This is a genomic window from Kocuria atrinae (assembly GCF_039531425.1).
GTDB classification, from domain to species: Bacteria; Actinomycetota; Actinomycetes; order Actinomycetales; family Micrococcaceae; genus Kocuria; species Kocuria atrinae.
The window spans coordinates 24,595-46,426 of record NZ_BAAAQA010000006.1; the positions used below are offsets into that span (position 1 = coordinate 24,595).

Consider the following 21,832-nt stretch of genomic DNA (forward strand, 5'->3'; position numbering starts at 1 on the left):
AGGCCTCACATTTCACATGTGAGGCCCTTAGATTTTTTGGCGGAGACGGGGGGATTTGAACCCCCGGTCCGGTTTAATCCGGACCCTTCATTAGCAGTGAAGTCCATTCGGCCGCTCTGGCACGTCTCCACGTTGCTTTGCCGCCGATGAGTACACCGACCATGAAAACAACGATGGTCAGCTTATCCGTCAGGCGGAGCCGGGGTCAAAACGCAACGCGTTGTGGACCGTGGCTATGGTAATTTGAGGCCGGTTCTCGCCGGATCCGATCCATCCCGATCCCGGTTGCTTCATTGACCAGTTACACCGGGTCCGCCTATGCGCCGCTGACCCCATGCCGCCGATACCGCTGGAAGGTGCCACCCCATGCGTTCACTCGTGGTCACAGCTTGGTTTCCGGATACGGATATCCCGAGCCGGACGCCATTTGTCCTGGAGCACTGTTGGGCGCTTCAGGAGGCAGGTCACCTCGTTTCCGTGGTGCACATCAACATCGGTCGAGAATCCCGCCCCTCTGTCCAAGAATCCTACGAGGGTGTCCCGGTCACTCGGGTGTGGCTGGATGTGGCGAATCCGCTGAGTTTTACCCGTGTGTCCCGATTGATCTCCCGCGGACTACGGGGTGCTGATGTACTCCACACCATGGCTTTTTCGGCGGCTCTCTTCGCCGCACCTGCGTGGTTGTTCCGTAGGGCGCCCTGGGTCCACACCGAACACTGGAACGGCGTGGTCAACCCCGCGAGTGTTGGAACCCTGTGGCGGAGTGTGTCCTGGCTGCGCTATGTCTTGCGCTTGCCCCACGCAGTCACCGGTGTGACGAGGGAGCTCGCGGACGAGATGGCCAAGTTTTCGCGTCCGGGGGCCACGCATGTGGTTCCCTGCGTGGTGCAGAACCCGCACCCGATTCAGCCATTTCCGTCCGCGCCTCCCCTGCGGCTCGTGGGCGTGGGAGCACTCGTTGACCGGAAACAGCCGTTGCTCGCGCTGGAGACCGTGGCCCGCCTGGTGCAGCGCGGAACGGATGTGCAGTACACGCTCGTGGGTAAAGGTCCGCTGATGGCCGCCGCGCAGAAGCGCGCTGAAGAACTCGGTATTGCCGATCGTGTGGTCTTCACCGGCCCCATTGGTCCCTCGGAGGTGACAGAGCATCTGTCGCGGGCACATTTGTTCTTCCTGCCCAGCAAGCAGGAGAACTTCTTCACGGCGGTGGCCGAGGCCCAGGCCGCCGGTCGTCCCGCCGCAGTGCCGCTCAGTGGCGGTTTCGACGACTACTGCACCGACCAGAATTCCGTCCTGACAGACAGCTGGGACCCTGAAGATCTGGCCGATACCGTGCTTCTGGCCTGGGAGAGATTCCACGCGGTTTCACCGAGCCGCATTGCCGACACGGTCCGCGAGCGATTCTCCCGGAAGACCGTGGGAGCGACGTTCGACAAGATCTACCGTTTGATCACCGGCCGCCCGGACCGAACACCCAAGATCTCTGGCTAGTATTCACCCAATGACCACTCCGGCCGCTACTCCGGGCGCTCCAGGGCGCTGGCGTGGAATCCTTTTCCCGCCCCCCAACCACGAGAACAAGGACAACCCCATTGGGTCCTCGTTCGCCCTGACCGTCATTGCCGTGTTCGTCCAAGGTTTGTCGCGTTTCGGCTACACCTTGCTGATCGGCAACCTCCTGGGCACCGAGATCCTGGGCCAGGTCAATACCGCAATTTCCCTGGCGCTGTTCCTGGTGTTGCTGTGGCCCCAGGCCTCGGGCAATGCGGCGTCCAAGTTCATTGCCATGGCACGCGGGCGGGGAAACGCCGACGAACAATTATCCGTGAGCTTGTACGCCTCACGGAGCGCAGCGATCGGCATGGCCGTGTTGTCCGTCACCGCGGTCGTGCTCTCTGTCCTCGCGCTGGGCCTTCCCCTGAGCTACGCGTTGTCCACGGGCCTACTGGTCATCTCGTTGTCCGCCTACAACTTTGTGCGCGGTGTCAGAACCGGGAACAACCAGTTCGTCACGACCACGGCCTGGGACTGTATCAGTTCCTTCGTGACCCTCACGCTGTTGGTCATTGTTCTCCTGGGTGAACTCACGCCCCTGTTACTGCTCCCCCTGAGTGTCGGGTATTTGATGTACGCCATCCCGTCGTGGCCTCTCAAGGGCGGAAGCAAGCTGCCGTCTGTCCTCAAGAAAGAGATTCTGATGTTCACCCTCTGGGCGTCCATCAACATCATCACGGCCGCGGGACTGCTGCAGTTGTCCTTGCTGCTCGGGTACCGTTTCGACACCCTGGCGGCTGTGGGTCAGTATTCCGCGGCCGTGGCCATTGCAACCCCGGCGAGCATGCTCTCCTCATCCATGCTGGTCGCGCTCGCCCCTTCCGTGGCGCGCATGTTCACGGCGGGCGACCACGCGAACATGAAGCGGCAGCTGGATTCAATCATGCGAGTGATGGTCCTGGTGTTCCTCCCCGTTTTCGGTGTGGGCATCATCTGGGCCGAGCCCCTCATTCACGTGTTGTACGGCGCTCGGATCCATGAATTCGAGGGATCGGTGCCGCTGTTGATCGTCCTGTTCTTCGCTGTCTCGGCCACAAGTTTCAACGCCGCCAACTCCCGTCTCAACGGCGGCGAGTCGTGGGGTGTCAGGGTCCTGGCGTTGTGCAACGCAGTGGGCATGTTGCTCGGCGTGGGCGCGATCCTGTGGCTGGGCCCCACCATGGGAGTCATGGCGTCTGCCATTGGCTACATGGTGGCCTGTTTCATCAGCGCTCTGGCACCCATGATCGTGGTCTGGGTTCATGACCGGATGCGCTGGGGCGGCTTACTCACCCGAATCGTGGTCGGGTACGTCCTGATTCTGGGCTGCCTGTTCTTCGGCCTGCGTCACTCTGAATTGTGGGTGACCGTTGTTCTCACCGTGACGTTCTGCGCCGTGTGGGCCTTGATTTCTTGGGGCGATCTGGCACCCCGCGTCCGAATGGTAACGGGACGCTTGCGCAAGAACTAGCCGCCCGGTTGCTCAGGTGCGGCCCTTAACCCGCCGCCGAACCGCGCCGCCCGCCCCACTTGTGACGCAGAATCTGAACGACCCCCGCCGCGCTGATCCGCAGCGGCGCATTCCTCGCGAGCAACCACGACAGTCGCGGCGTCGCCAATGCCGCAGGTGAGGCAAAACGACGTCGTGCGGCCAGGGCCTGCGCCAACCGCGCCGGTTCCGTATCGGGATTGCTCAACAACTCAATCACGCGCGAGTCGGCCCGTGACAGCTGATTTTTGCTCAGCGGAGCGGCGCGCAGCAAGGACTGAATCGAGTCGTAGGCCGATTGCGCTTGTGCGCGGTCCCATGACTCATTTTTCACATGCAACTCGATGAAGGGAAAAATGTTGACTCGGATGAATTTCAGGAAGAAGCCAGCCTGCAGGGCGGGCGGTGCCTGAGCAAACCACTCCGTTTCGCTGAGGCGGAGAGCGGGCAAGGCTTGGTCGCCCACGGGAATGGGAACCCGGGACACCCGGTCCGTCGCGTCCGCGTGAACGAGCAGTCCGGGGATGCCCCGGGCGTAATCTATGCGCCGGGCGTGCGTGTGGAGTCGAAGAATGAACGCTTGCTCCTCGGCCGTGATCACGTCGGTATCGAACCGGGCACCCGCCGCTCTGGCCGTGGCCACACGGATGAGTCCGAAGGCCGAGCTTCGGTAGAACAACCGGTCCGCCACCGCGGAGAGATCCGAGCTGCGCCACGGGCGGGTGATGGGAGTCATGTCCGCTCGGCCATCGGAGTGGTGCTGGAACGGCAGCACCCAGTCGCTGCCGCGGGTCTGAGCAATCGACAGCCACCGATCCACGGCCCCGGGATCCAGGGTGTCATCGCTGTCGAGGAAACTGATGAACGGTGCGGCGGTCCGTTCCAGAGCGGTGTTGCGCGGACCCGCCGGTGTAGTTCCCGGGTCCGAGCACTCGACAATGGTTACTCGCATCAGCTGCTCTTCCGAGAGCATGGACTCAACCTGCCGTGCGGATATGTGATGAGCGACCACCATGATCCCGCAGTCCGCCGGGCCCATTCCTCGCGTTGCCGCGATGGCCGAGTCCACGGCCCGTCCCAGCGGGCGGTCTTGGGAGTGAACCGGAATGACGATGTCGACCACGGGCGGGCCAGATGATTCGCTCATGCCACGAGACTAATGGAATCCTCCGAGACAGCGCTTGGCGGCTGGTCCCTCGGGGTCATGTTGGTGCCGTCACGTTTCCGATCAGCCCTGCGATGCCAGAGCGAACGGCAGAACATTGGTGGCGCCCGCCAAGCGGAGTTCACGCGCGGCAACGGTGAGGGTCCAGCGGCTGTCCACCAGGTCGTCCACCAGCAGGATTGAGGGCTGTGGTTGCTCCCGTAATGCCTGGGCGATCTCCGGCGGAACGGAGAATCGGTCCCACACTTCCGCCAAACGGTAGGCACTGTTACCACCGTGATTACCGCGTGGAACATCCTGATTGAGTCGCAGCGCGCCCAGGAACGGCAGATGCCCCGCCGCGGCCAATCCCTGCGCCAGGGAGGACACCAGTTCCGGTCGCGACAACGAAGGCATGGCAACCACCGCGGTGGGGCGGACGGACCAGTCCCACTGCGCCAGGACACCGATGCATGCTCGCCCGAGGGCCGAGTCGACGGCGGAATCCACTGGCTGACCGTTGTCGTCGTTGCGGAAGATCTCCCGCAGTCGTTGGCCCCAGCCCAGGTCGGTGAGTCGGGCCAGGGACCTGCCGCGATCCGCCCGTTCTTTTTCCGGGATCTTGCCCTTGACCTGGATCCCGAGTCGGTCCATGCCGGTGGGCCATTGCGCGCGCGGTTCCAAGGGCGCTCCCGCTCGGTGCAGAGCGCTGTCCGCTGCTGCGGAGGCCTCCTTGTGAACCGTGGTGTCGTACCAGGCGCCGGCGCACACATCGCACCGCTCGCACGGCTGGGCCGTTCGGTCGTCGAGTTGCTCCGCCAGGAACTGCATGCGGCACTCGGTGGTGAATTGGTAATCCATCATGGCCTGCTGCTCAGCGATGCGAGCGCGGCGCACGCGGTCGTAGCGTGGGGCGTCGTACTCCCACGGCCGCCCCGTGGACTGCCAACCACCGGAAACACGCTCCAGGGCGCCGTCCACCGCAAGAACCTTGAGTAACAGCTCCAGCGGAGTGCGTTTGATGTTGACCCGGGTTTCCAATGCGGCCACGGAGAGCGGCCCTCCGTGCTCGGCCAATGCGGTGAGAACTGCCCCGGATTTCTCTTCCGTGGGCATGGACGCAGTCGCAAAGTACTCCCAGATCTCGCGATCCTCACTGCCGGGCAGCAGCAGAACGTCCGCACTGTCGGTGGCGCGACCAGCGCGCCCCACCTGCTGGTAATAGGCCACCGGTGAGGATGGCGCTCCCAGGTGCACCACGAACCCCAGGTCTGGTTTGTCGAAACCCATGCCCAGCGCGGAGGTGGCTACCAGTGCCTTGACCTGATTGTCCTTGAGGGCACTTTCCAACTCTTCCCGTTCGGCGGCATCCGTGCGACCGGTATAGGCCACAGCCGAATGCCCGGCCTCGGTCAGCGCCCGCGCCGTGTCCTCGGCGGCACCGATGGTCAGTGCATAGATGATGCCGCTGCCCGGCAGCTCATTGAGGTGCTCGATCAACCACGCCAGTCGTGTGGCGGTGGAGGGCAGTCTCAGAACTCCCAGCCGCAATGACGAGCGTGAGAGAGGGCCCCGGAGCGTGAAGACATCCTGCTGGCCGCCTGCGCCCACTCCCAACTGTTCCCGGACGTCCTCAATGACCCGTTCGTTGGCTGTCGCAGTAGTCGCCAGGACAGCCACGGAATCCGGAAGGTGCCCCAGCAAGTCCTTGATACGCCGATAATCCGGGCGGAAATCATGTCCCCAGTCGGAAATGCAGTGGGCCTCGTCCACAACCAGCAAACCGAGCTTGTCCATCAACTGGGGTAGCTGTTCATCACGGAACCTGGGGTTGTTCAAGCGCTCCGGTGAGACCAACAGGACATCTAGTTCTTCGCGCTCCAGGGCCGCTGTGATTTCACCCCATTCCGTGGGGTTGGCAGAGGAAATGGCTGCGGCTCGTACCCCGGCGCGAGCTGCCGCCGCCACTTGATCCCGCATGAGTGCGAGCAACGGCGAAATGATGAGAGTTGGCCCGTAACCCTGCGAGCGTAGGAGTAGTGCCGACACGAAGTAGACGGCAGATTTGCCCCAGCCCGTGCGTTGCACCACCAAAGCGCGGCGGTGGTCCTGAACCAGTGCGGAGATGGCCTCGAACTGGCCGGGATGGAAGTCTGCGTTCAAATTCCCCGTGAGGGCTCGCAAATGCTCGACGGCCTGCTCGTGCAGCTGCGGGGAGGTGGTGACCGGTGACTGGTTCATGCCGCCAGTGTGTCAGCGCGATCAGACACGCATAAGGGGCTCATGATGCTCGTTCAGACGAACACGGAAAAGCAATCCATCCCGTTAAATTCGGGTGCGCCCGCCGCGCTCTTGTTTCTTTCCCCGAAGAAACAATCTTCGCGCGGCGGACGCAACTACCGGCAGAGCCGGCGCGGACTAGTCCGCTGGTGAGGCCAATGCCCCCGCAATGGCCTCGTACCTATTACTCCTTGGTGACTGAGTGCGCCTTCACGCCCCCCAGCGTTCCGACGCAATCACCACGACCGAAGTGCGTGATTCCTGCCCCCCTGGCGGGAATCATTATGTGCTCTTCGGTACTTGAAGTAACACCATTATGTAACCACGAGTCCCGCCGGGATTCCACTGCCACAAGACGCGCAGCGAGCCCGCCGTCCACCACCTTGTGATGATCATTTTCCCTTTTCAGAGCGCGGTATTCACCGTCTTGGGGACACGTCATCTAATGGGTTCGGGGCCACCGTAGAGTAAAGAGGGGACACGCCGAATTAGCCTTGTCCCCCCAAAGGCCTACAGCAAAAGTCACCCACTCAGGCCACCCGCTGATTCCCATGCATTCACCAACCGATTCTCGATCTGAGGCCTCATCGTATTGCTGTACGTCTGGGTGATGTGATTGCGATCCAGATAGACCATGACGTTGCCGATCACGGACCGACATTCGCCTTCGGGGCAGTACAAGTCACTCAAGTCCATGGACGCCACGTTGGGTCGATTCGCCGCGAACTCGCGCAGCGGATTCTCCTCCTCCAGCAGCACGGAGCGCGGCGGGTTGCAGCGAGGGTGGTCCTCCCCGAATACTTCGACGCATTCGAACATGTCGTAGTTGAAACGCGGATTGTCCCGCAGCGCCACAACAGGGGTCCCCTGCTCCGCCAGCGGATCGATTCCTGTGTCCAGCGCGGTGGTCACCTGCTCGGTGGGACCCGTTCCGACCACGGCATTGGGGTCGGACTCCGTGCCCACAACAATGACGCCCTGCGGGTTTTCGTCCAGAGTTGCCTGCAGCGCATTGGCATTGAATTCGTTGCACTCAGCTTCCCGCTTCTCGGTGGGCCCGCTGTAACGGCAGCCCATCATGATGTACGTGATCACTCGCCAGCCACGGTCATCCGCCAAGGCAGTCACTTGCCCCGCGAATTGCCGGGCGTGGGAGTCGCCCAGCACCACGATGGTGGGTTCGTCCCCGGTTGCGTTGTCGGATTCGTGGATGAAGCATTCAGCTCGGTCGGTGATGGGACCGCTCCATTCATCGGCGGTGCAGCCCCGCCCAGGGAAAGTCCACTCGGCGTCCTTCTCACCGGCTGCCGGGATCGGACGAAGACCACCCGGTACCGGGGCGCCGAATAACGACGCCGCTCCGGGAAAGTTTTCTGCCGTGGCCTCCACGGCCCCTTGACGGTTCTCCCGAACCTGGATCCAGGCCGTGACCGACCCCAGACCGAGGACCGTGACGAGGCCCACCGCGAGGAAGCGACGCCCCGTGGTCCGCAGGCCCCCCCTACGGGCATGGCCTTGCGCACCAGCCATTCCGTGGCCAGGGTCAGCAGGAGCGACGCCACCATGATGGCCAGGCCCGCGGATACGGGAACGGAGTCGTTGGCGCTGCGCAGCATGTAGGTGATGAGTAACGGCCAGTGCCGCAGATACAGGCCGTAGGAGTGACGGCCGACCCAGACCAGAGAGCGCCAGGAGAGGGCATCGTCCACGTTGAGCCTGTTGCCGGTTCCCGTTCCACCCAGGACCAGACACGCCCCCAGAACGGGTAGCAGCGAAATCCAGCCGGGGAAGCGGGCCTCTGGACCAGCACCGAAAGCACAGACCACGATCAGCGCAACACCTAACCAGCCGGCGGTGTCGGCAATCTTCCCCCGCCCCGGTCGTGTCACGAGGAGTGCCGCCAAACTGCCCGCGGCGAATTCCCACCAGCGTGCGCTGGGCTCGAAATAGGCATACTCCGGGTCGACCGCTGCGGAGACGACCGAGTGCAATAGCGACAACCCGAAGATTGCCGCGAATGCATAGGTGGCCACACAACGGAACGTAACCCCTGCGGCACGGGCCACGCCGGCGCAGGCCGCCATGAGCAGGGGCCACAGGATAAAGACCTACCCCTGGATGGACAGGGACCATACGTGCTGCACGGGTGATGACAGCACGCCGGAGCCCTGGTAATAGTCCACGGCTTGCTCGGACAGCACCCAGTTGAGGATGTACCCGGCGGAGGCCCATAAATGACCGGTGAGCAGCTCTTGCCGAGAGGCGGGATACAGCAGCATGATCGCCGCGGCCATCACGACCAGGCCAACGGCGAGCGGGGGCAACAATCGAGCGAATGTGCGCAACCAATACGCGGCCAGTCGGATGGGCTTGTCGCGCTCGAAAGCGCGCGTGAACGATCCGGTCAGGAGAAACACCGAAATCACGAAGAACACGTCCACCCCGCCCGATACCCGGCCTTCCCAGATGTGGAAGACCATGACCAGAAGGACCGCTATCGCGCGAAGACCCTCGATCTCAGGACGGAACGTGGGGAAACTGCGCGGCGGGGTGGGACCAACCATTTCGCCGGGCTGCCAGGGGGCGTGGCCTTCACCTGTCTTGACAGTGATGGCGGGTCCCCTTTCGGGCGACGGTGTCGTGCGGACATGATCGAGCTGCGATGCGAACGGTGCTTCTTTCAGAGATCAAGATACGGGCTCCCCATGATCCCCCGGAACGTCTGACACCCCGGCTTGGATCGGCCACCACGGCCCGAGCTCTCGCGGTAGCGTGCCACTGTTGTATGAACAATTCGTAAACCGAAGGGCCCATTGCATGTCCGCACGACCGCCCCACCGAGGCCAGAGTTCCGAGGCCGTTCTTGCGGGGGTGATTTCCGCCGTTGTGGGTTTCTCATCCTCATTTGCGGTGGTGCTGGCCGGCCTCACGGCAGTGGGGGCTTCTCCCGCGGAAGCCGGCTCCGGGGTGGCCATCCTGTGTCTCACCATGGGATTGGGGTGCGTGCTGTTCTCCTGGCGGTTCCGGATGCCCGTGACCATGGCCTGGTCCACACCGGGCGCCGCGCTTCTGGCCACCACGGCCGCACCCGAAGGGGGCTTCGCAACGGCCGTGGGTGCGTTTGTCCTCACCGGCGTGCTCATTCTTCTCACCGGTCTGTTCCGCCCGCTGGCCGTCCTGGTCAGCAGGATTCCCCCGGCGATCGCGTCCGCCATGCTCGCCGGCGTTCTGCTTCCGCTGTGTGTGGCGCCCTTTCTGTCATTGGCGCAGACGCCCCTGGTGATCGGACCCTTGGTGCTCACGTGGCTCGTACTGCTTCGGCTGGCGCCTCGCTGGGCCGTTCCCGGCGCCCTGGCTGCCGCGGTCGTTGTCATGGGATTCAGCGGCACCTTCGGCACCCTCGATGTCGCCTCGTTGCAACCCCGATTGACCTGGACGGCCCCCGAATTCTCGTGGGACGTGGCCGTGGCGATCGCACTGCCGCTGTACGTGGTCACCATGACCAGTCAGAACATCCCAGGTGTCACGGTCCTGGCCTCGTTCGGTTATCCCGCGCCCATGCGTTCGGCCCTGGTCTACACGGGCGCGGCCACCTCGCTGGGCGCCCCCGTCGGTGGTCACGCCATCAATCTCGCGGCCATTTCCGCTGCCCTGGCTGCCGGCCCCGAGGCTGGTCCGGACCCCGCCCGGCGGTGGCTCGCCGGAGTTACCTGCGGGTTGGTCTATCTGCTGCTCGGACCTCTCTCGCCCGCCGTAGCCGCAGCGTCCGACGCCGCTCCCGCGGGGTTACTCGCGGCGGTCGCCGGACTGGCCTTGATCGCAACGTTCGCATCTTCCGCCGGGACCGCCTTGTCCTCCGAAACCACACGCGTCCCCGCGGCCGTGACCTTTCTGGTGGCCGCCTCGGGAGTAGTGGTGGCCGGGGTCGGTGCGGCGTTCTGGGCACTGATTGCCGGGCTGGTAGTGGACCGCGTCATAAAGGGGCACCGCCCTGGTGAGTGATCAGGCGACCAACTAGCCTTGATGTCCCCACCGCGCTGGGGAACCAGACACAGCGCGGTGTGTCGACTCGCACCGAGTCGTGGCACCCGACCAGATTCCGAGGACTGATCATGAGCAGCCCAACTCCCGCCCCCGGACACCCTGACCACACCGACCGTCCCGCCACTCCCAGCCGTGCCGAATCGGCCGGGTGGAGCAATCCGATGGAAGCAGAGCTCGAACACCACGGGTCACATAAGCGGAGCCCTCGAGGGCGATCTCCCCTGCAGCTGGTGGTGCTGATTGTCGGTCTCCTGTGCCTTCTGGTTGGAGTCGCGGGTTTCTTACCGGCCGTGACGGTCAACGACAACATCTTGTGGTTCTCGGACCAGCACTACGGGATCCATGCCCTGGTGGGCTTGGTTGGACTGGCCTTGATCGTGTACTCAGTCCTGCGCGGTCCGCACAGCAGGCGCACCAACCCCTCATCGCGCCGGGGCCCGGCAACTGCGGAGGATGACGACCCCCAGGATCGACCCGGCAGTCCCCGTATCGCCTGATCAGTCAAGGCATTTCAGTACCTGAGCACCCAAAAAAGACTGTGGCCCCACCGATCGGTGGGGCCACAGTCTTTGTCAGCTGTCACAGCACCGGACGAACGACGGCGCTGGGCTGACGTCAGCGAGCTTCGCGCGCGTTACGCACGTCCTGGCTGTCGGCCATGTCCTCGAGCAGCTCGTCCTCGTGGTTCGGGAACAGCAACTTATAAGCCAGACCTGCGATGGCAGCGCCCACCACGGGAGCCACGATGAACAGCCACACCTGGCCGAGAGCGTCGGAGCCGGCGAACCATGCAACGCCGAGCGAGCGTGCCGGGTTCACGGAGGTGTTGGACACGGGGATGCTCACCAGGTGGATCAGGGTCAGGCCCAGGCCGATGGCGATCGGAGCCATGCCCACCGGTGCGCGACGGTCGGTCGAGCCCAGGATGATGAACAGGAAGATGGCGGTCAGCACAACTTCGGTGACCAGAACGGCCAGCAGGGAGTAGCCACCCGGGGAGAGCTCACCGTAACCGTTGGTTGCGAAACCGGACGCGGCGGCGTCGAACCCGGACTTGCCCGAGGCAATCAGGTACAGCACGCCGCCGGCTGCGGAGGCGCCGACGATCTGGATCAGAATGTAGGGCAGCACAGCGGCGGCCTCGACGCGACCGGCCAGCCACGCGCCAACCGTCACTGCGGGGTTGAAGTGACCGCCGGAGATGTGACCCACCGCGTAGGCCATGCACAGGACGGTCAGGCCGAAGGCCAGAGCGACACCGACAAAGCCGATGCCCATGTTGATGTTGGAGTTCTCTGCGTGCGGGACGTACGCCGCCAGAACGGCAGCACCGCAACCGCCCAGAACGAGGACAAAAGTACCGAGGAACTCGGCAGCCAAACGAGATGGCATGGAAGCAGTAGGCATGAGGAAACCTTAAGGTGAGAGAGGAAGTCGCGGGAAATCCGCATTGATCGTGCAGGGGAATCCTATCCCAGGCGTTCACTAGTGTGAACGGTGATGTGCACTGCATCTCGCGGCACCCGCCACAGACAATGCCCGTTTACCATGGACACCTGCCCTCAACATGTCCTGGAGATGAACATGCGTGGAACTACTGCCCCTCGTCAACCTATGAGCTGCATAAAATACGGTGCTCTGGCGCTCGCTGCGGGCATTCTCCTGACAGGTTGTGGTTCCGACTACCCGTTGGGCGAAGAACAACGCAGGGCCGCGGAGCAGGGCGATGCCTCGCTTTCAGGCATCCTGACGGGAATCGGTTCGTCAGCTCAGAATGCAGCCATGCAGACCTGGCGTACCGGATTCGAATCCAAGTACCCCAACGCCAAAGTGCAGTACCTATCTGCTGGCTCCGGTGCTGGTCGCTCCGCACTCGTGGGCGGCGGCACGGACTTCGCGGGTTCGGATGCCTACCTCGACGAGGAAGAACAGGCGGACGCCCAGGAAGCCTGCGGCCCGGGCGGGGCCATCAATATACCGGTGTACATCTCCCCCATCAGCGTGGCCTTCAACCTTCCAGGTATTGACGCGCTGAATCTGGACGCGCCCACGATCGCGAAGATCTTCCGACACGAGATCACGCAGTGGAACGATCCGGCCATCGCCGATCAGAACCCGGACGTGGACCTGCCGGACAGTGTGATCACCCCTGTAGCCCGCGCGGACGACTCCGGCACCACGGAGAATTTCACCGACTACCTTGAGGCCACCGCACCCGAGGTCTGGACCGATGAGCACAGCGGCGGTTGGCCCAACTCGCTCCCCAGCGAGCGCGCCCAGGGCAACAACGGTGTAGTGACCGTGACCAATCAGACCGAGGGCGCGATCACCTACGCGGATGATTCCCTGGTGGGAGATTCGCTGGGCAAGGCCAAGGTGAAGGTGGGCGAGGAATACGTACCCGTGACCGCCGAAACCGCCGCCACCGCGGTAGGCGTTTCATCCCGTGTCGAGGGGTCCGGCGAACACGACATTGCCCTGGACATTGACCGCACCCCGGACGCGCAGGGTGCTTACCCCGTTGTCCTGGCCTCCTACCATGTGTTCTGCACGAGTTACAGCGATCCGGAGACGCTGGAACTCATCAAAACCTTTGGTCACTACGTGGTCAGCCCCGAGGGCCAGAAGCTGGCCTCAGATTCCGTCAAGAGCGCGCCTCTGCCGGAAAACCTGACCAGGGAAGCTCAGGAGTCCCTGGATTCGATCACACTGCGGTGATGATCGCCCACGGCGCGTGACTGATTCTGCCCACTGGTCGGAATGAGCATCACCTCACCCGCGTTCTGACAGTGATGGGTATTCCACTTTCACTCCTCGACCGGTCCCGCACCCGCCAGGGACAGCCCGACGCCGCCGCCTTGCACCAGACCGTGGAACGCGCCCGGCGCGCGGAGGCAACCGGGTACGAACGGTTCTGGGTGTCCGAGCACCACGGGGTCCCCGGGGTTGCCTCTGGCACTCCAGCCCTGCTCGCCCAAGCGGTTGCCGCGGCGACCAGCACGATCCGCGTGGGCTCCGGCGGAGTGATGCTGCCCAATCACCGTCCGATCGTGGTCGCCGAGGAGTTCGCGGTACTCACAGCCCTGCACGGTGGGCGGTTCGACTTGGGTCTCGGACGCTCGTTGGGCTTCACCAAACCGGTCCGTGAAGCTCTGGGAGCGTTGAAGTCGTTGCCACGGGATTTCGCGGCGGACATCCAGTCCGTTCGCGATTACTTGGACGGGGCCGCTGACATCACGATTCGCCCGGCCGATACCGGTGAGATTCCTTTGTTCGTGCTGGGTACGGGCTCCGGGCTCAAGATCGCGGCCCAGCTGGGTTTGCCCGCGGTGGTGGGCGGCCCGCTTCTCGCGGCGGGGCCCGAGCCCTTCGACGAGTACCGCGCCGAATTTCGCCCGAGCGCCCAGCAGGCAGAACCGTATCTGGTTGCATCCGTCGAAATGTACGTGGCCGACTCCGCCTCCGAAGCCCACGACCTTGCCTTGCCGGAAGCTTGGGCCATGTCCCAGTCCCGCCTCACCGGTGCCTTCCCACCGCTCGCTCCGACGACGTCGCTGCCCACCGAGCTGACGCAACGGCAAGAAAGCTATGTCGGCCAGGCCTTGTCCTCCACGATTGCGGGCACCGAGGATCGTGTTCTGAGTGAGGTCAGCGAGATGTTGGCCCGAACCGGTGCGGATGAAATCATGAGCACCGCCTCGACGTTCGATGAATCCGCGATGTACGCAACGGATGAGAAGCTGGCCCGGGCGATCGCCTCGCTATAGCCCGCGTTCCAGACCGTGGCCCCGTTGATTCTGGATGTCCGGCTCGTTCCATTCCGCGGCTCCGCTCGACAGCGCATGCACGATCCGTTCCAAGGGACCTTTGCCCCACACCAGCGCCCACACGATGCAGCCCGCAGTCACACCCAGGGTGATCGGCCAGAACGGGTCGAGGGCCAAGAACCCGTGCAATCGGTGAATGTCTGAGCCCACCCCCGGGGTGACCATGATCCAGATCCCCCACACCACAAGATGCGCAGTGTATGCCGTCAAAGGCATGGAGCCGATGACCCGCACCGGCCAGAAAACCCAGCGCAGCGCCGTGGTTCCCGCGAAAACGGACAACGCGAGGACCGCGAGCGCGAAACCTCCGGAGCCGAGCACCTCACCCACGCCGTGCGAGTGAGGGTCGTCGCGGAAAACGGACAGCAACCAGGGAGTCGAGCCGGTCGGGAGATCCGCTCCGTAGCGATCAACCACCTGGTTGCCCACCGGGCCGAATACTGCGTAACCCAGAACGGCCAGTGTCAATCCCGATCCGAGCAGTAGTGCCGTGGGACCGGCTCCACCACGGATCAATCGACCCGCAATGATCCCCGCGGCCACGAAGGCCAGCCACAGCACGAACGGGTAATTCCACCCGAACACGTCGGCGAAGAACTCCCCCGCGCCTCCCCTCTCGGGTGGGCCCGCGCCGTCGATCATCGTGACGATGTACGGGGCGACCGCGGCCGTGAGTGCCGCCGTGATCACGAGCGCCCTGGTTGACCACGAGACCATGAACGCTCCGATCAGCAGGAGGAGCCCGTAGGCCGGCAGCACCACGAATACAGGCACCTCGAGGCTGAGCAGAAGCAACCCGAGGGCCCAGATCAGGACAGCGCGGATCATGATGGGGCTGCGCCGGGCGCGCGTCGCGTCCTGGCCGTTAGCTACCGAGCGAATACTGGACCCTATGAGCCCCAGGGACACACCGGCGAGGGTCGCGAAGAGGATGGCGGACCTGCCCTCGACCACCCCGAGCCAGGTCTCTGGCCGGGACCACTCGAGGGGCGTGACCACGGTCAGGTGGGCAACATACATGCCCAGTACCGCCAGGCCCCGGGCCAGATCGACACCGGGAATCCGACCCGGGGATTCCAGCCGAGCCACGTTCTGCTTCACGCGCTGCGACATGCTGCGAGGCGGCGAGGCTGTGGACGTTGGCATGCCTCCATCATGGGGCACGACCGAGCGCAACCGGCTACGGGCCGGAGTGCGCGCAACTAATGTGGGGACCATGTCCACTCCAGAGCAGATCCCCACCGAGGTCCTCGAGTTGGCCCGTTCGGCCCGGCACGTCACGGTCCTGACCGGCGCGGGGATGTCAGCCGAATCCGGCGTCCCCACCTTTCGTGATGCCCAAACCGGGCTGTGGGAACGGTTCGATCCCACGGAGCTGGCTACCCCGGAGGCTTGGGAGAACGATCCCGCCCAGTGTTGGGCCTGGTACGCCTGGCGCGCGTCCCTGGTGCGCGGGGCCGAGCCCCACCCTGGCCACAGAGCGATCGCACGGTGGCAGGCTCTCCCGGAGATCGATCTCAGGATCTCCACCCAGAACGTGGACGACCTGCATGAACGAGCGGGAGCCACGGTTCTCGCCCACGTCCACGGCGATTTGTTCGCCCTGCGCTGCGCGGACTGCGGCGCCCCCGCCGGCGTGGGCTACCCACCAGTGCGCGAGCCCGTGGCCCGCCTCGATCCGCCCGTGTGCCAACAGTGCGGCGGGCTGATCCGCCCCGGTGTGGTGTGGTTCGGAGAGGCCTTGCCGGAGGGTGCATTCCAAGACTCGGTCGAAGCTGCGCAGGAGGCCGATCTCGTGGTGGTCGTGGGCACTTCGGGATTGGTGTACCCCGCGGCGGGCATCCCTGATCTTGCGGCAGCCCGCGGTGTCCCCGTGATCGAGATCAACCCGCAACCATCCGAAGTTTCAGCCAGCGCGGACCATGTCTGGCGCGCCACGGCCGGCCAGGCTTTGCCCGCGCTGGCGGCCACCCTGGGCTGAACGTCACCCTGGTTCAGAGGTGATCCGGGCGGTAGCCGCGAGGCCCTCGAATCTCTGAGAGCGCCGTCGTCGTGCCCGTCGCGGAGGCACGCACGACAAAGGCCCGAACCGCGGCCGCTGGACGTCAACGGCGCGAGGTTCGGGCCTTGTGTATGAGGTGCGCCCTGTGGGGCTCGAACCCACGACCCATGGATTAAAAGTCCACTGCTCTACCAACTGAGCTAAAGGCGCGTGCCCCGCAGCGGCGAACCGGAAACGGAGCACCGCTACTCTACCGCAGGCTCAGCACATTTCCACTTTCGCCCCCACCACATAAGGTCCATGGATCGGCACTGCCGTTCTGCCAACCGTCATGCGTACAGGGGAGGCCCGCGGCGCACCTAATCTGGATCCGTGGAGAACATCTGGTGGTTCGCGGCAGGTCTGCTGGCCATGACCCTTTTGGCGATCCTGGTGCAACGGCAAGCGGGAGTCCGGCTCGGAGCTCAGCCGCTGGTGGCCGTTATCCGGGCGGCGGTGCAGTTGGCCGTGATCGCCGTGATTCTGCGTGGAGTCCTGGCACTGCCGTGGTTGGTTCTGGCCTTCGTGGTGCTGATGCTCTCCACTGCTTCCTGGACGTCATTCAGCAGATTGAAGGGGATCCCGGACGCAAGAAGGGCCGTGGTCATCGGCATCTTCGTGGGAGCGCTCATCACGATCGTCCTGATCTTCGGGATGCGTCTGGTCGAGTGGGAGGTCGCCAACGTGGTTGCGGTGGCCGGAATCGTGATCGGCAATACGATGAGCGCGGCGACCCTGACCGGACGGAACTTCGAACGTTCCACGGTGGCGCGGCGAGGTGAAATCGAGGCTTGGCTGTCCCTGGGCGCCACTTCGCGGGTCGCGTACCAAGCCGTGGCTCAGGAATCGATGAAGGAATCCCTGATCCCCAACATCGATCAGACCCGCGCAACCGGTTTGGTCACGCTGCCCGGCGCATTTGTGGGAGCCTTGTTAGGAGGCGCATCCCCCACCGAGGCGGCCATGCTGCAATTGGTGCTCGTGGGGATTCTGCTGACCCAATCCATCTGTTCATCCGTGGTGATTCGTGTGCTGTCCGGCTCACCCGTGGTCCCGCAAGAGGTACGTACTTCATGAACACCGTTCCCAAAACCAAGTTGGGTCCCTCCGTCATCACCGAATACTTGCAACGGGTAGTGGAGGACCTTCGAGAGGTTGAGGGCGGAGCCGTGAAGGATTCCATCCCCGCGCTGGCCAACGCCGATCCCAACCCGATCGGCATTGCGGTGGCCACCGTGGACGGCGCCATTTACCAGGCCGGTGATTCCAAGCAGGAGTTCTGCATCCAGTCGATCTCCAAGGCCTTCACCTACGCTCAGGCCCTCACGGACCGCGGTATGGACGGCGTGTTCGAGAAGATCGATGTGGAGCCCAGTGGTGACGCGTTCAATGAGATCTCGCTGCAGCCCGAAACCGGGCGCCCCGCGAACCCCATGATCAATGCCGGCGCGATCGCGGCCACGTCCCTGGTCAAGAACACCGCCCACGGCACCCGTCGCGAGCGCATCCTGCGCTTGTACTCCCGGCTGGCGGGGCGTCAGCTGCGCATCAACAAAACCATTCATGCCCAGGAGAACCGCTCGGGGGACCGTAACCGAGCCCTGGGTTGGCTACTGTCCTCCCGAGACATCATCGAGGGCGACCCCACCAACGCGCTCGAGGACTACTTCGCGCAATGCTCCGTCATGCTCAACTGCGTGGATCTGGCCCGCATGGGGGCCACTCTCGCCGCCGGTGGCGTCAATCCGCTCTCCGGGGAGCGCGTGTTGAGCACGCAGGTGGTCTCGGACGTGCTGTCAGTGATGTACACGTGCGGTATGTACGACGACGCCGGGCGCTGGGCCTTGAAGGTCGGGCTGCCCGCCAAGTCCGGTGTGGCCGGCGGCATCATCGCCGTGTTGCCCGGACAGCTGGCCGTGGCCGTGTTCTCACCGCCGCTGGATCAGCACGGCAACTCCGTGCGCGGAGTGGCCGCGTGCGAGCGCCTCAGCCAGGACCTGGACCTGCACTTCGCACGAACCGAACGCAACGGGCACTCCACGGTGCGCTCGCAGTACTACTTGTCCGAAGCGCCGTCGTTGATGCGCCGCAACGACGCCGCCAATGAAGTCCTCGAGGAACACGGGGAGGACGTGCGGATCGTCGAGCTGCAGGGCGACCTGCGTTTCGCGGGCGCCGAGACGGCGATTCGGACCATCCGCGAGGCCGCACGCGAATGCGCATACGTCCTGGTGGACATCAGACAGGTGGATGACCTGGCTCGTTACGTCATGCCCCTATTGGGACGAACCTCCGAACAGCTCGAGAACGCGCAACGCCACCTGGCGATCATTGCGGAGAAGGGGTCGGAGCACACCCAGGACCTGGACCATCCGGTCACGGTGTTCCCCACCCGCGCCGAGGCCCTGACCTGGGCAGAGGACGAGATCCTGGAGAAGTTCGGCGGCCCAGAGTGCATGCCGGACAAGGTGCGTTCCACGGATTCCGACCTGCTCAGTTCCCTGTCCGACGAGGACGTCGAGGAAATCCGATCCAAGACCACCCGTGTGGAATGGCCCGCCGGCACCACTGTGCTTCGAGCCGGCCAGCGTTTCGAGGGCGTGTACATGGTGGTTTCCGGAAACGTGGAGATCACCCGCCGCTCCCCCACCGGCGAACGCGTCGAGCTGGAGGTCCTCGGGCCGGGTAAGAGCTTCGGTGAGGTGGCCCTGGGCACGGACTCCCGTCACATGGTCAGCTTCACGACCATCACGGACGTTGTCGCCCGGAAACTCCCCCCGGAAGCCGTGGACGAGATCGAAAAGACCCACCCCGAACTCGCGCTGCGCTGGTGGCGCGCCGTCTCCACACACGCCATGCGGCGCATCGAGGAACGCTGGCGCCAACAGGCCGGGGAAACCCACACGACGGACTGATCGCGGGCGTAGGCTGGGCGCATGAATGAACCGCGCCAGCACCATTCACCCGTGAAGTTCTCGCCCGAGAAGTTCGACGCGCACGAGGGCGGAACGGATCCCGCACGAGTCTCGGAGGCCGCGCACCTGGCCGCCCACGCGCTCGTTTCACGAGGCCGCGAGGCGGATGATCCCGAGGTGCACCAACGCCTGGTACAACTCACGGACGAACAAGGCCTGGAGGGCATTGCCGAACTCTGGGCCCAGGCCCCCGCGGTATCGCTGCCCGGCGCGTTGTGGCGGCTGTATGCCCTGCGTGCGGCCGCTCGCACGGACCCGCACCGAATGGGCCGTTGGTTCGCCGCAGGCAAGGGCACGGCACAGGTTTCGGACGTGGTGGCCGGGGTGGCTGGTCTCCCCGGCGCTGAGGAGATCTGCCAGGTCGCGGACACGATCCTGTCCGGCGCGTTCAACGGCGAGTTCGACGTCGCTCTGGAGCGTTTCGCTGCCTTCTGTCGCGTGATCGCCCTGGGCCAGGAACGCACGCAGGACATCCCCAGCCTGGCCGTGCAGCACGCGGATCGACGGATCCCCCGGTTGTCGCGTACCGCCAATGAACTCGATGCTGCGGCAAAGGCCTGGCGCAACGGGACATTGGATTAGCCCCCCGGGCAGGGTTTAGCATGGACATCAGGTGTCGGGCCGCGGCAGCCCCGGGCTCCATCATTTAGCCGCTACGAGCGGCCTTCCGCCGAGAGGCGCTCCCGGTCCGGCACCCCCTACTTTTCCGGCGTTCTCCGCCCGAGTCCCACTTGCTTCCGGAGTGGTCTGACCAAATTTCCCCGGCGACCGTGCTGTTAACTTTCTGCAGGTACAGTGAGGTCGAAAATTCACGTGTATTACACCTAAGGATGGGCGGGGTATGGCCTTTCGGATCTTCCCGGAGGACGAACGGGTCATCGAACTTCTGGTTCAGATGTCTCAGTGCGTCACAACCTCCGTGGACCTGTTGGCCGAGCACCTCAGCGCCACCGACGAACGCGTGGCCGAAACCATGCAGTCCCTACTGGACACCGAGGACGAGTGCAGCAGCTTGTACTTCTCCCTCATGACCACCACTCGTTCTTCCTACGTGGTTCCCATTCCCCGCCAGGACCTTTACATCCTGGGGCAGTGGATCCAAAAAGCTCTCGAAGCTCTCGTCGCCTGCGCTGAGACCCAACAGTTATACAAGATCGACCGCCCCACCTCTCATGCGACCGAGCAACTGAACATCATTCGACTGATGTCCGAGATGACCACCAAGGCCATGGGCCGGCTGGCCACGCTGGACGAGTTGGACGATTACTGGTTCGAGATGATCCGGCTCTCGCGGCAATCGGAACGAACCCACCGCACCTATCGAGCGTCACTGTTGGACAAGCACAAGGCCCTGCAGGCCTTGCGGCGCATGGATGCTGCGGGCAGGCTACTGGACGCTTCCCGTGCACTGGCGCACGTCTCCGCAGAAGTCGGCCGAGTACTCGTCTCGGAATCCTGACCCCATGGCTGAGCTCCTTCTGGTCGCCGGATTTGTGCTGGCCGTGGCATTCACCGTGGTCAACGGTTTCCATGACGCGTCCAATGCAAACGCCCTGCCCGTGAGGTTCAATGCCCTCACCCCGCGCGTGGCCGTGGGAATGGGTGCGGTGTTCAACCTTCTCGGTGCGCTCACCGTGGGGTTGGTCCTGACGCAATTGATTCCGTTCGACATCCCCGTACCCATCAGCACCGTGGGCACCGTGGTCATCATTTGCACGCTGATCACGGCCATCGCGTGGGATCTGCTCACGTGGTGGTGGGCCATGCCATCCTCGTCCACCGCGGCCATGAGCGGCGGCATCATCGGTTCTCTCGTGGGTGCCTACGCGGTGGGGCTCGCCCCGGATCTGGTTGTGCACGGGGATACGGTCTGGCGGCTGGCGCTACCCATCATCGTGGCGCCCGCCATTGCGTTCATCCTGGCCCGACTGCTGGTTTTCCTGGCTGTATACCTGTTCAGGCATGAAGCTCCCGGGGTAGTGAAACGCCGCTCCGCCCTGGTTCAGGCCACGGGTGCCGCCGCCATCCACTTCGGGCACGGAATCCAGCACGGCCGGCGCGCCATCTGGGTGTTCGTGGTTCTTCTCATGTGCTACGGGATGGTCATCCCGATTTCTCACGTCCCCTTGTGGATCCCCTTGCTCGTGGGACTCTGCCTGGGTGCTGGCACGCTTCTGGGCGGCTGGCGGATCGCCTATACTCTGTCCGCCCGCGTGGTGAACCTCGATCCACTGCGCGGGGCCGTGGCCCAGACCGTGGCCGGATCCTTGCTCTTCATCGGTGGTTTCCTGGTTCCCTTCCCGATGTCCACCTCGCAAACCAGCACTGCGGCCATCCTGGGCGCGGGCACGCTGCAACGGTTCCGCACCGTGTACCACCGCACCCTGGTGCAAGTGCTCGTCACGTGGGCCGTCACGGTTCCGGTGTGCGCTCTGATCGCCGGAACGCTTTTCCTGGCGTCCTCTCCCCTGCTGCAGATCGGCTCCTGAAACAACGACG

The 21,832-nt window shown here is 64.2% G+C and carries 18 protein-coding genes and 2 tRNA genes; 12 read left to right on the forward strand and 8 right to left on the reverse strand.

Features of this window, described 5'->3' with window-relative positions; translation table 11 throughout:
- Positions 1 to 37 precede the first annotated feature (37 nt).
- Positions 38 to 129, reverse strand: a tRNA-Ser gene (locus tag ABD283_RS04195).
- Positions 130 to 366: 237 nt separating this feature from the next.
- On the opposite strand from ABD283_RS04195, the gene ABD283_RS04200 reads away from it, so the two are divergent.
- Complete coding sequence (locus tag ABD283_RS04200; RefSeq protein WP_344223749.1) at positions 367 to 1,491, forward strand: glycosyltransferase; 1,125 nt, start codon at positions 367 to 369, stop codon at positions 1,489 to 1,491.
- Between the two features lie 10 nt (positions 1,492 to 1,501).
- Positions 1,502 to 3,004 (forward strand): lipopolysaccharide biosynthesis protein, encoded by a 1,503-nt coding sequence (locus ABD283_RS04205; RefSeq protein ID WP_344223750.1) that lies wholly within the window; start codon positions 1,502 to 1,504, stop codon positions 3,002 to 3,004.
- A gap of 25 nt (positions 3,005 to 3,029) precedes the next feature.
- Here ABD283_RS04205 and ABD283_RS04210 read toward each other — a convergent pair whose 3' ends face one another.
- From ABD283_RS04210 to ABD283_RS04225, 4 genes are all read right to left on the reverse strand, one after another.
- Complete coding sequence (locus tag ABD283_RS04210; RefSeq protein WP_344223751.1) at positions 3,030 to 4,169, reverse strand: glycosyltransferase family A protein; 1,140 nt, start codon at positions 4,167 to 4,169, stop codon at positions 3,030 to 3,032.
- A gap of 81 nt (positions 4,170 to 4,250) precedes the next feature.
- Positions 4,251 to 6,407, reverse strand: coding sequence for a RecQ family ATP-dependent DNA helicase (locus ABD283_RS04215; protein WP_344223752.1), 2,157 nt, complete (start codon positions 6,405 to 6,407; stop codon positions 4,251 to 4,253).
- Between the two features lie 561 nt (positions 6,408 to 6,968).
- Positions 6,969 to 7,976, reverse strand: coding sequence for an SGNH hydrolase domain-containing protein (locus ABD283_RS04220; protein WP_344223753.1), 1,008 nt, complete (start codon positions 7,974 to 7,976; stop codon positions 6,969 to 6,971).
- Between the two features lie 578 nt (positions 7,977 to 8,554).
- Entirely contained in the window at positions 8,555 to 9,010 is a 456-nt protein-coding gene (locus tag ABD283_RS04225; RefSeq protein WP_344223754.1) for an acyltransferase family protein, read from the reverse strand.
- A 253-nt stretch (positions 9,011 to 9,263) separates the two neighbouring features.
- On the opposite strand from ABD283_RS04225, the gene ABD283_RS04230 reads away from it, so the two are divergent.
- Both ABD283_RS04230 and ABD283_RS04235 read left to right on the forward strand, forming a co-directional pair.
- On the forward strand, positions 9,264 to 10,448 hold the full coding sequence (locus ABD283_RS04230; RefSeq protein ID WP_344223755.1) for a benzoate/H(+) symporter BenE family transporter: 1,185 nt from the start codon (positions 9,264 to 9,266) through the stop codon (positions 10,446 to 10,448).
- A gap of 110 nt (positions 10,449 to 10,558) precedes the next feature.
- The gene (locus ABD283_RS04235; protein ID WP_344223756.1) at positions 10,559 to 10,987 is read left to right on the forward strand and encodes a DUF4383 domain-containing protein; all 429 of its coding nucleotides are present in this window, start codon (positions 10,559 to 10,561) and stop codon (positions 10,985 to 10,987) included.
- Between the two features lie 118 nt (positions 10,988 to 11,105).
- On the opposite strand, the gene aqpZ is transcribed toward ABD283_RS04235, so the two are convergent.
- Positions 11,106 to 11,897 carry an aquaporin Z gene (gene aqpZ, locus ABD283_RS04240; protein WP_344223757.1) on the reverse strand — a complete coding sequence of 264 codons (792 nt, stop codon included), beginning with the start codon at positions 11,895 to 11,897 and terminating at the stop codon, positions 11,106 to 11,108.
- 207 nt (positions 11,898 to 12,104) lie between these two features.
- On the opposite strand from aqpZ, the gene pstS reads away from it, so the two are divergent.
- Both pstS and ABD283_RS04250 read left to right on the forward strand, forming a co-directional pair.
- Complete coding sequence (gene pstS / locus ABD283_RS04245; protein ID WP_344223758.1) at positions 12,105 to 13,208, forward strand: phosphate ABC transporter substrate-binding protein PstS; 1,104 nt, start codon at positions 12,105 to 12,107, stop codon at positions 13,206 to 13,208.
- Positions 13,209 to 13,282: 74 nt separating this feature from the next.
- Positions 13,283 to 14,257, forward strand: a complete 975-nt coding sequence (locus ABD283_RS04250; protein ID WP_344223759.1) for an MsnO8 family LLM class oxidoreductase — start codon at positions 13,283 to 13,285, stop codon at positions 14,255 to 14,257.
- Here ABD283_RS04250 and ABD283_RS04255 read toward each other — a convergent pair.
- Positions 14,252 to 15,463 carry a heparan-alpha-glucosaminide N-acetyltransferase domain-containing protein gene (locus tag ABD283_RS04255; protein ID WP_344223760.1) on the reverse strand — a complete coding sequence of 404 codons (1,212 nt, stop codon included), beginning with the start codon at positions 15,461 to 15,463 and terminating at the stop codon, positions 14,252 to 14,254. The genes ABD283_RS04250 and ABD283_RS04255 overlap by 6 nt on opposite strands.
- A 70-nt stretch (positions 15,464 to 15,533) precedes the next feature.
- Between ABD283_RS04255 and ABD283_RS04260 the strand changes: the two genes are divergently transcribed.
- Entirely contained in the window at positions 15,534 to 16,298 is a 765-nt protein-coding gene (locus ABD283_RS04260) for an SIR2 family NAD-dependent protein deacylase (RefSeq protein ID WP_344223761.1), read from the forward strand.
- A 158-nt stretch (positions 16,299 to 16,456) separates the two neighbouring features.
- Here the strand turns inward: ABD283_RS04260 and ABD283_RS04265 are convergent.
- Positions 16,457 to 16,529: transfer RNA gene (locus tag ABD283_RS04265), tRNA-Lys, on the reverse strand.
- Between the two features lie 162 nt (positions 16,530 to 16,691).
- On the opposite strand from ABD283_RS04265, the gene ABD283_RS04270 reads away from it, so the two are divergent.
- The 5 genes from ABD283_RS04270 (at position 16,692) to ABD283_RS04290 (ending at position 21,822) form a co-directional block, all read left to right on the forward strand.
- Positions 16,692 to 17,435, forward strand: coding sequence for an ABC transporter permease (locus ABD283_RS04270; protein WP_344223762.1), 744 nt, complete (start codon positions 16,692 to 16,694; stop codon positions 17,433 to 17,435).
- The gene (gene glsA, locus ABD283_RS04275; protein ID WP_344223763.1) at positions 17,432 to 19,273 is read left to right on the forward strand and encodes a glutaminase A; all 1,842 of its coding nucleotides are present in this window, start codon (positions 17,432 to 17,434) and stop codon (positions 19,271 to 19,273) included. Before ABD283_RS04270 ends, glsA begins: the two co-directional genes overlap by 4 nt.
- A gap of 21 nt (positions 19,274 to 19,294) precedes the next feature.
- On the forward strand, positions 19,295 to 19,915 hold the full coding sequence (locus ABD283_RS04280) for a hypothetical protein (RefSeq protein ID WP_344223764.1): 621 nt from the start codon (positions 19,295 to 19,297) through the stop codon (positions 19,913 to 19,915).
- A gap of 259 nt (positions 19,916 to 20,174) precedes the next feature.
- Positions 20,175 to 20,792, forward strand: coding sequence for a DUF47 domain-containing protein (locus ABD283_RS04285; protein ID WP_344223765.1), 618 nt, complete (start codon positions 20,175 to 20,177; stop codon positions 20,790 to 20,792).
- A gap of 4 nt (positions 20,793 to 20,796) precedes the next feature.
- Positions 20,797 to 21,822: an inorganic phosphate transporter gene (locus tag ABD283_RS04290; RefSeq protein ID WP_344223766.1), complete on the forward strand. Its 1,026-nt coding sequence runs from the start codon at positions 20,797 to 20,799 to the stop codon at positions 21,820 to 21,822.
- Positions 21,823 to 21,832 lie beyond the last annotated feature (10 nt).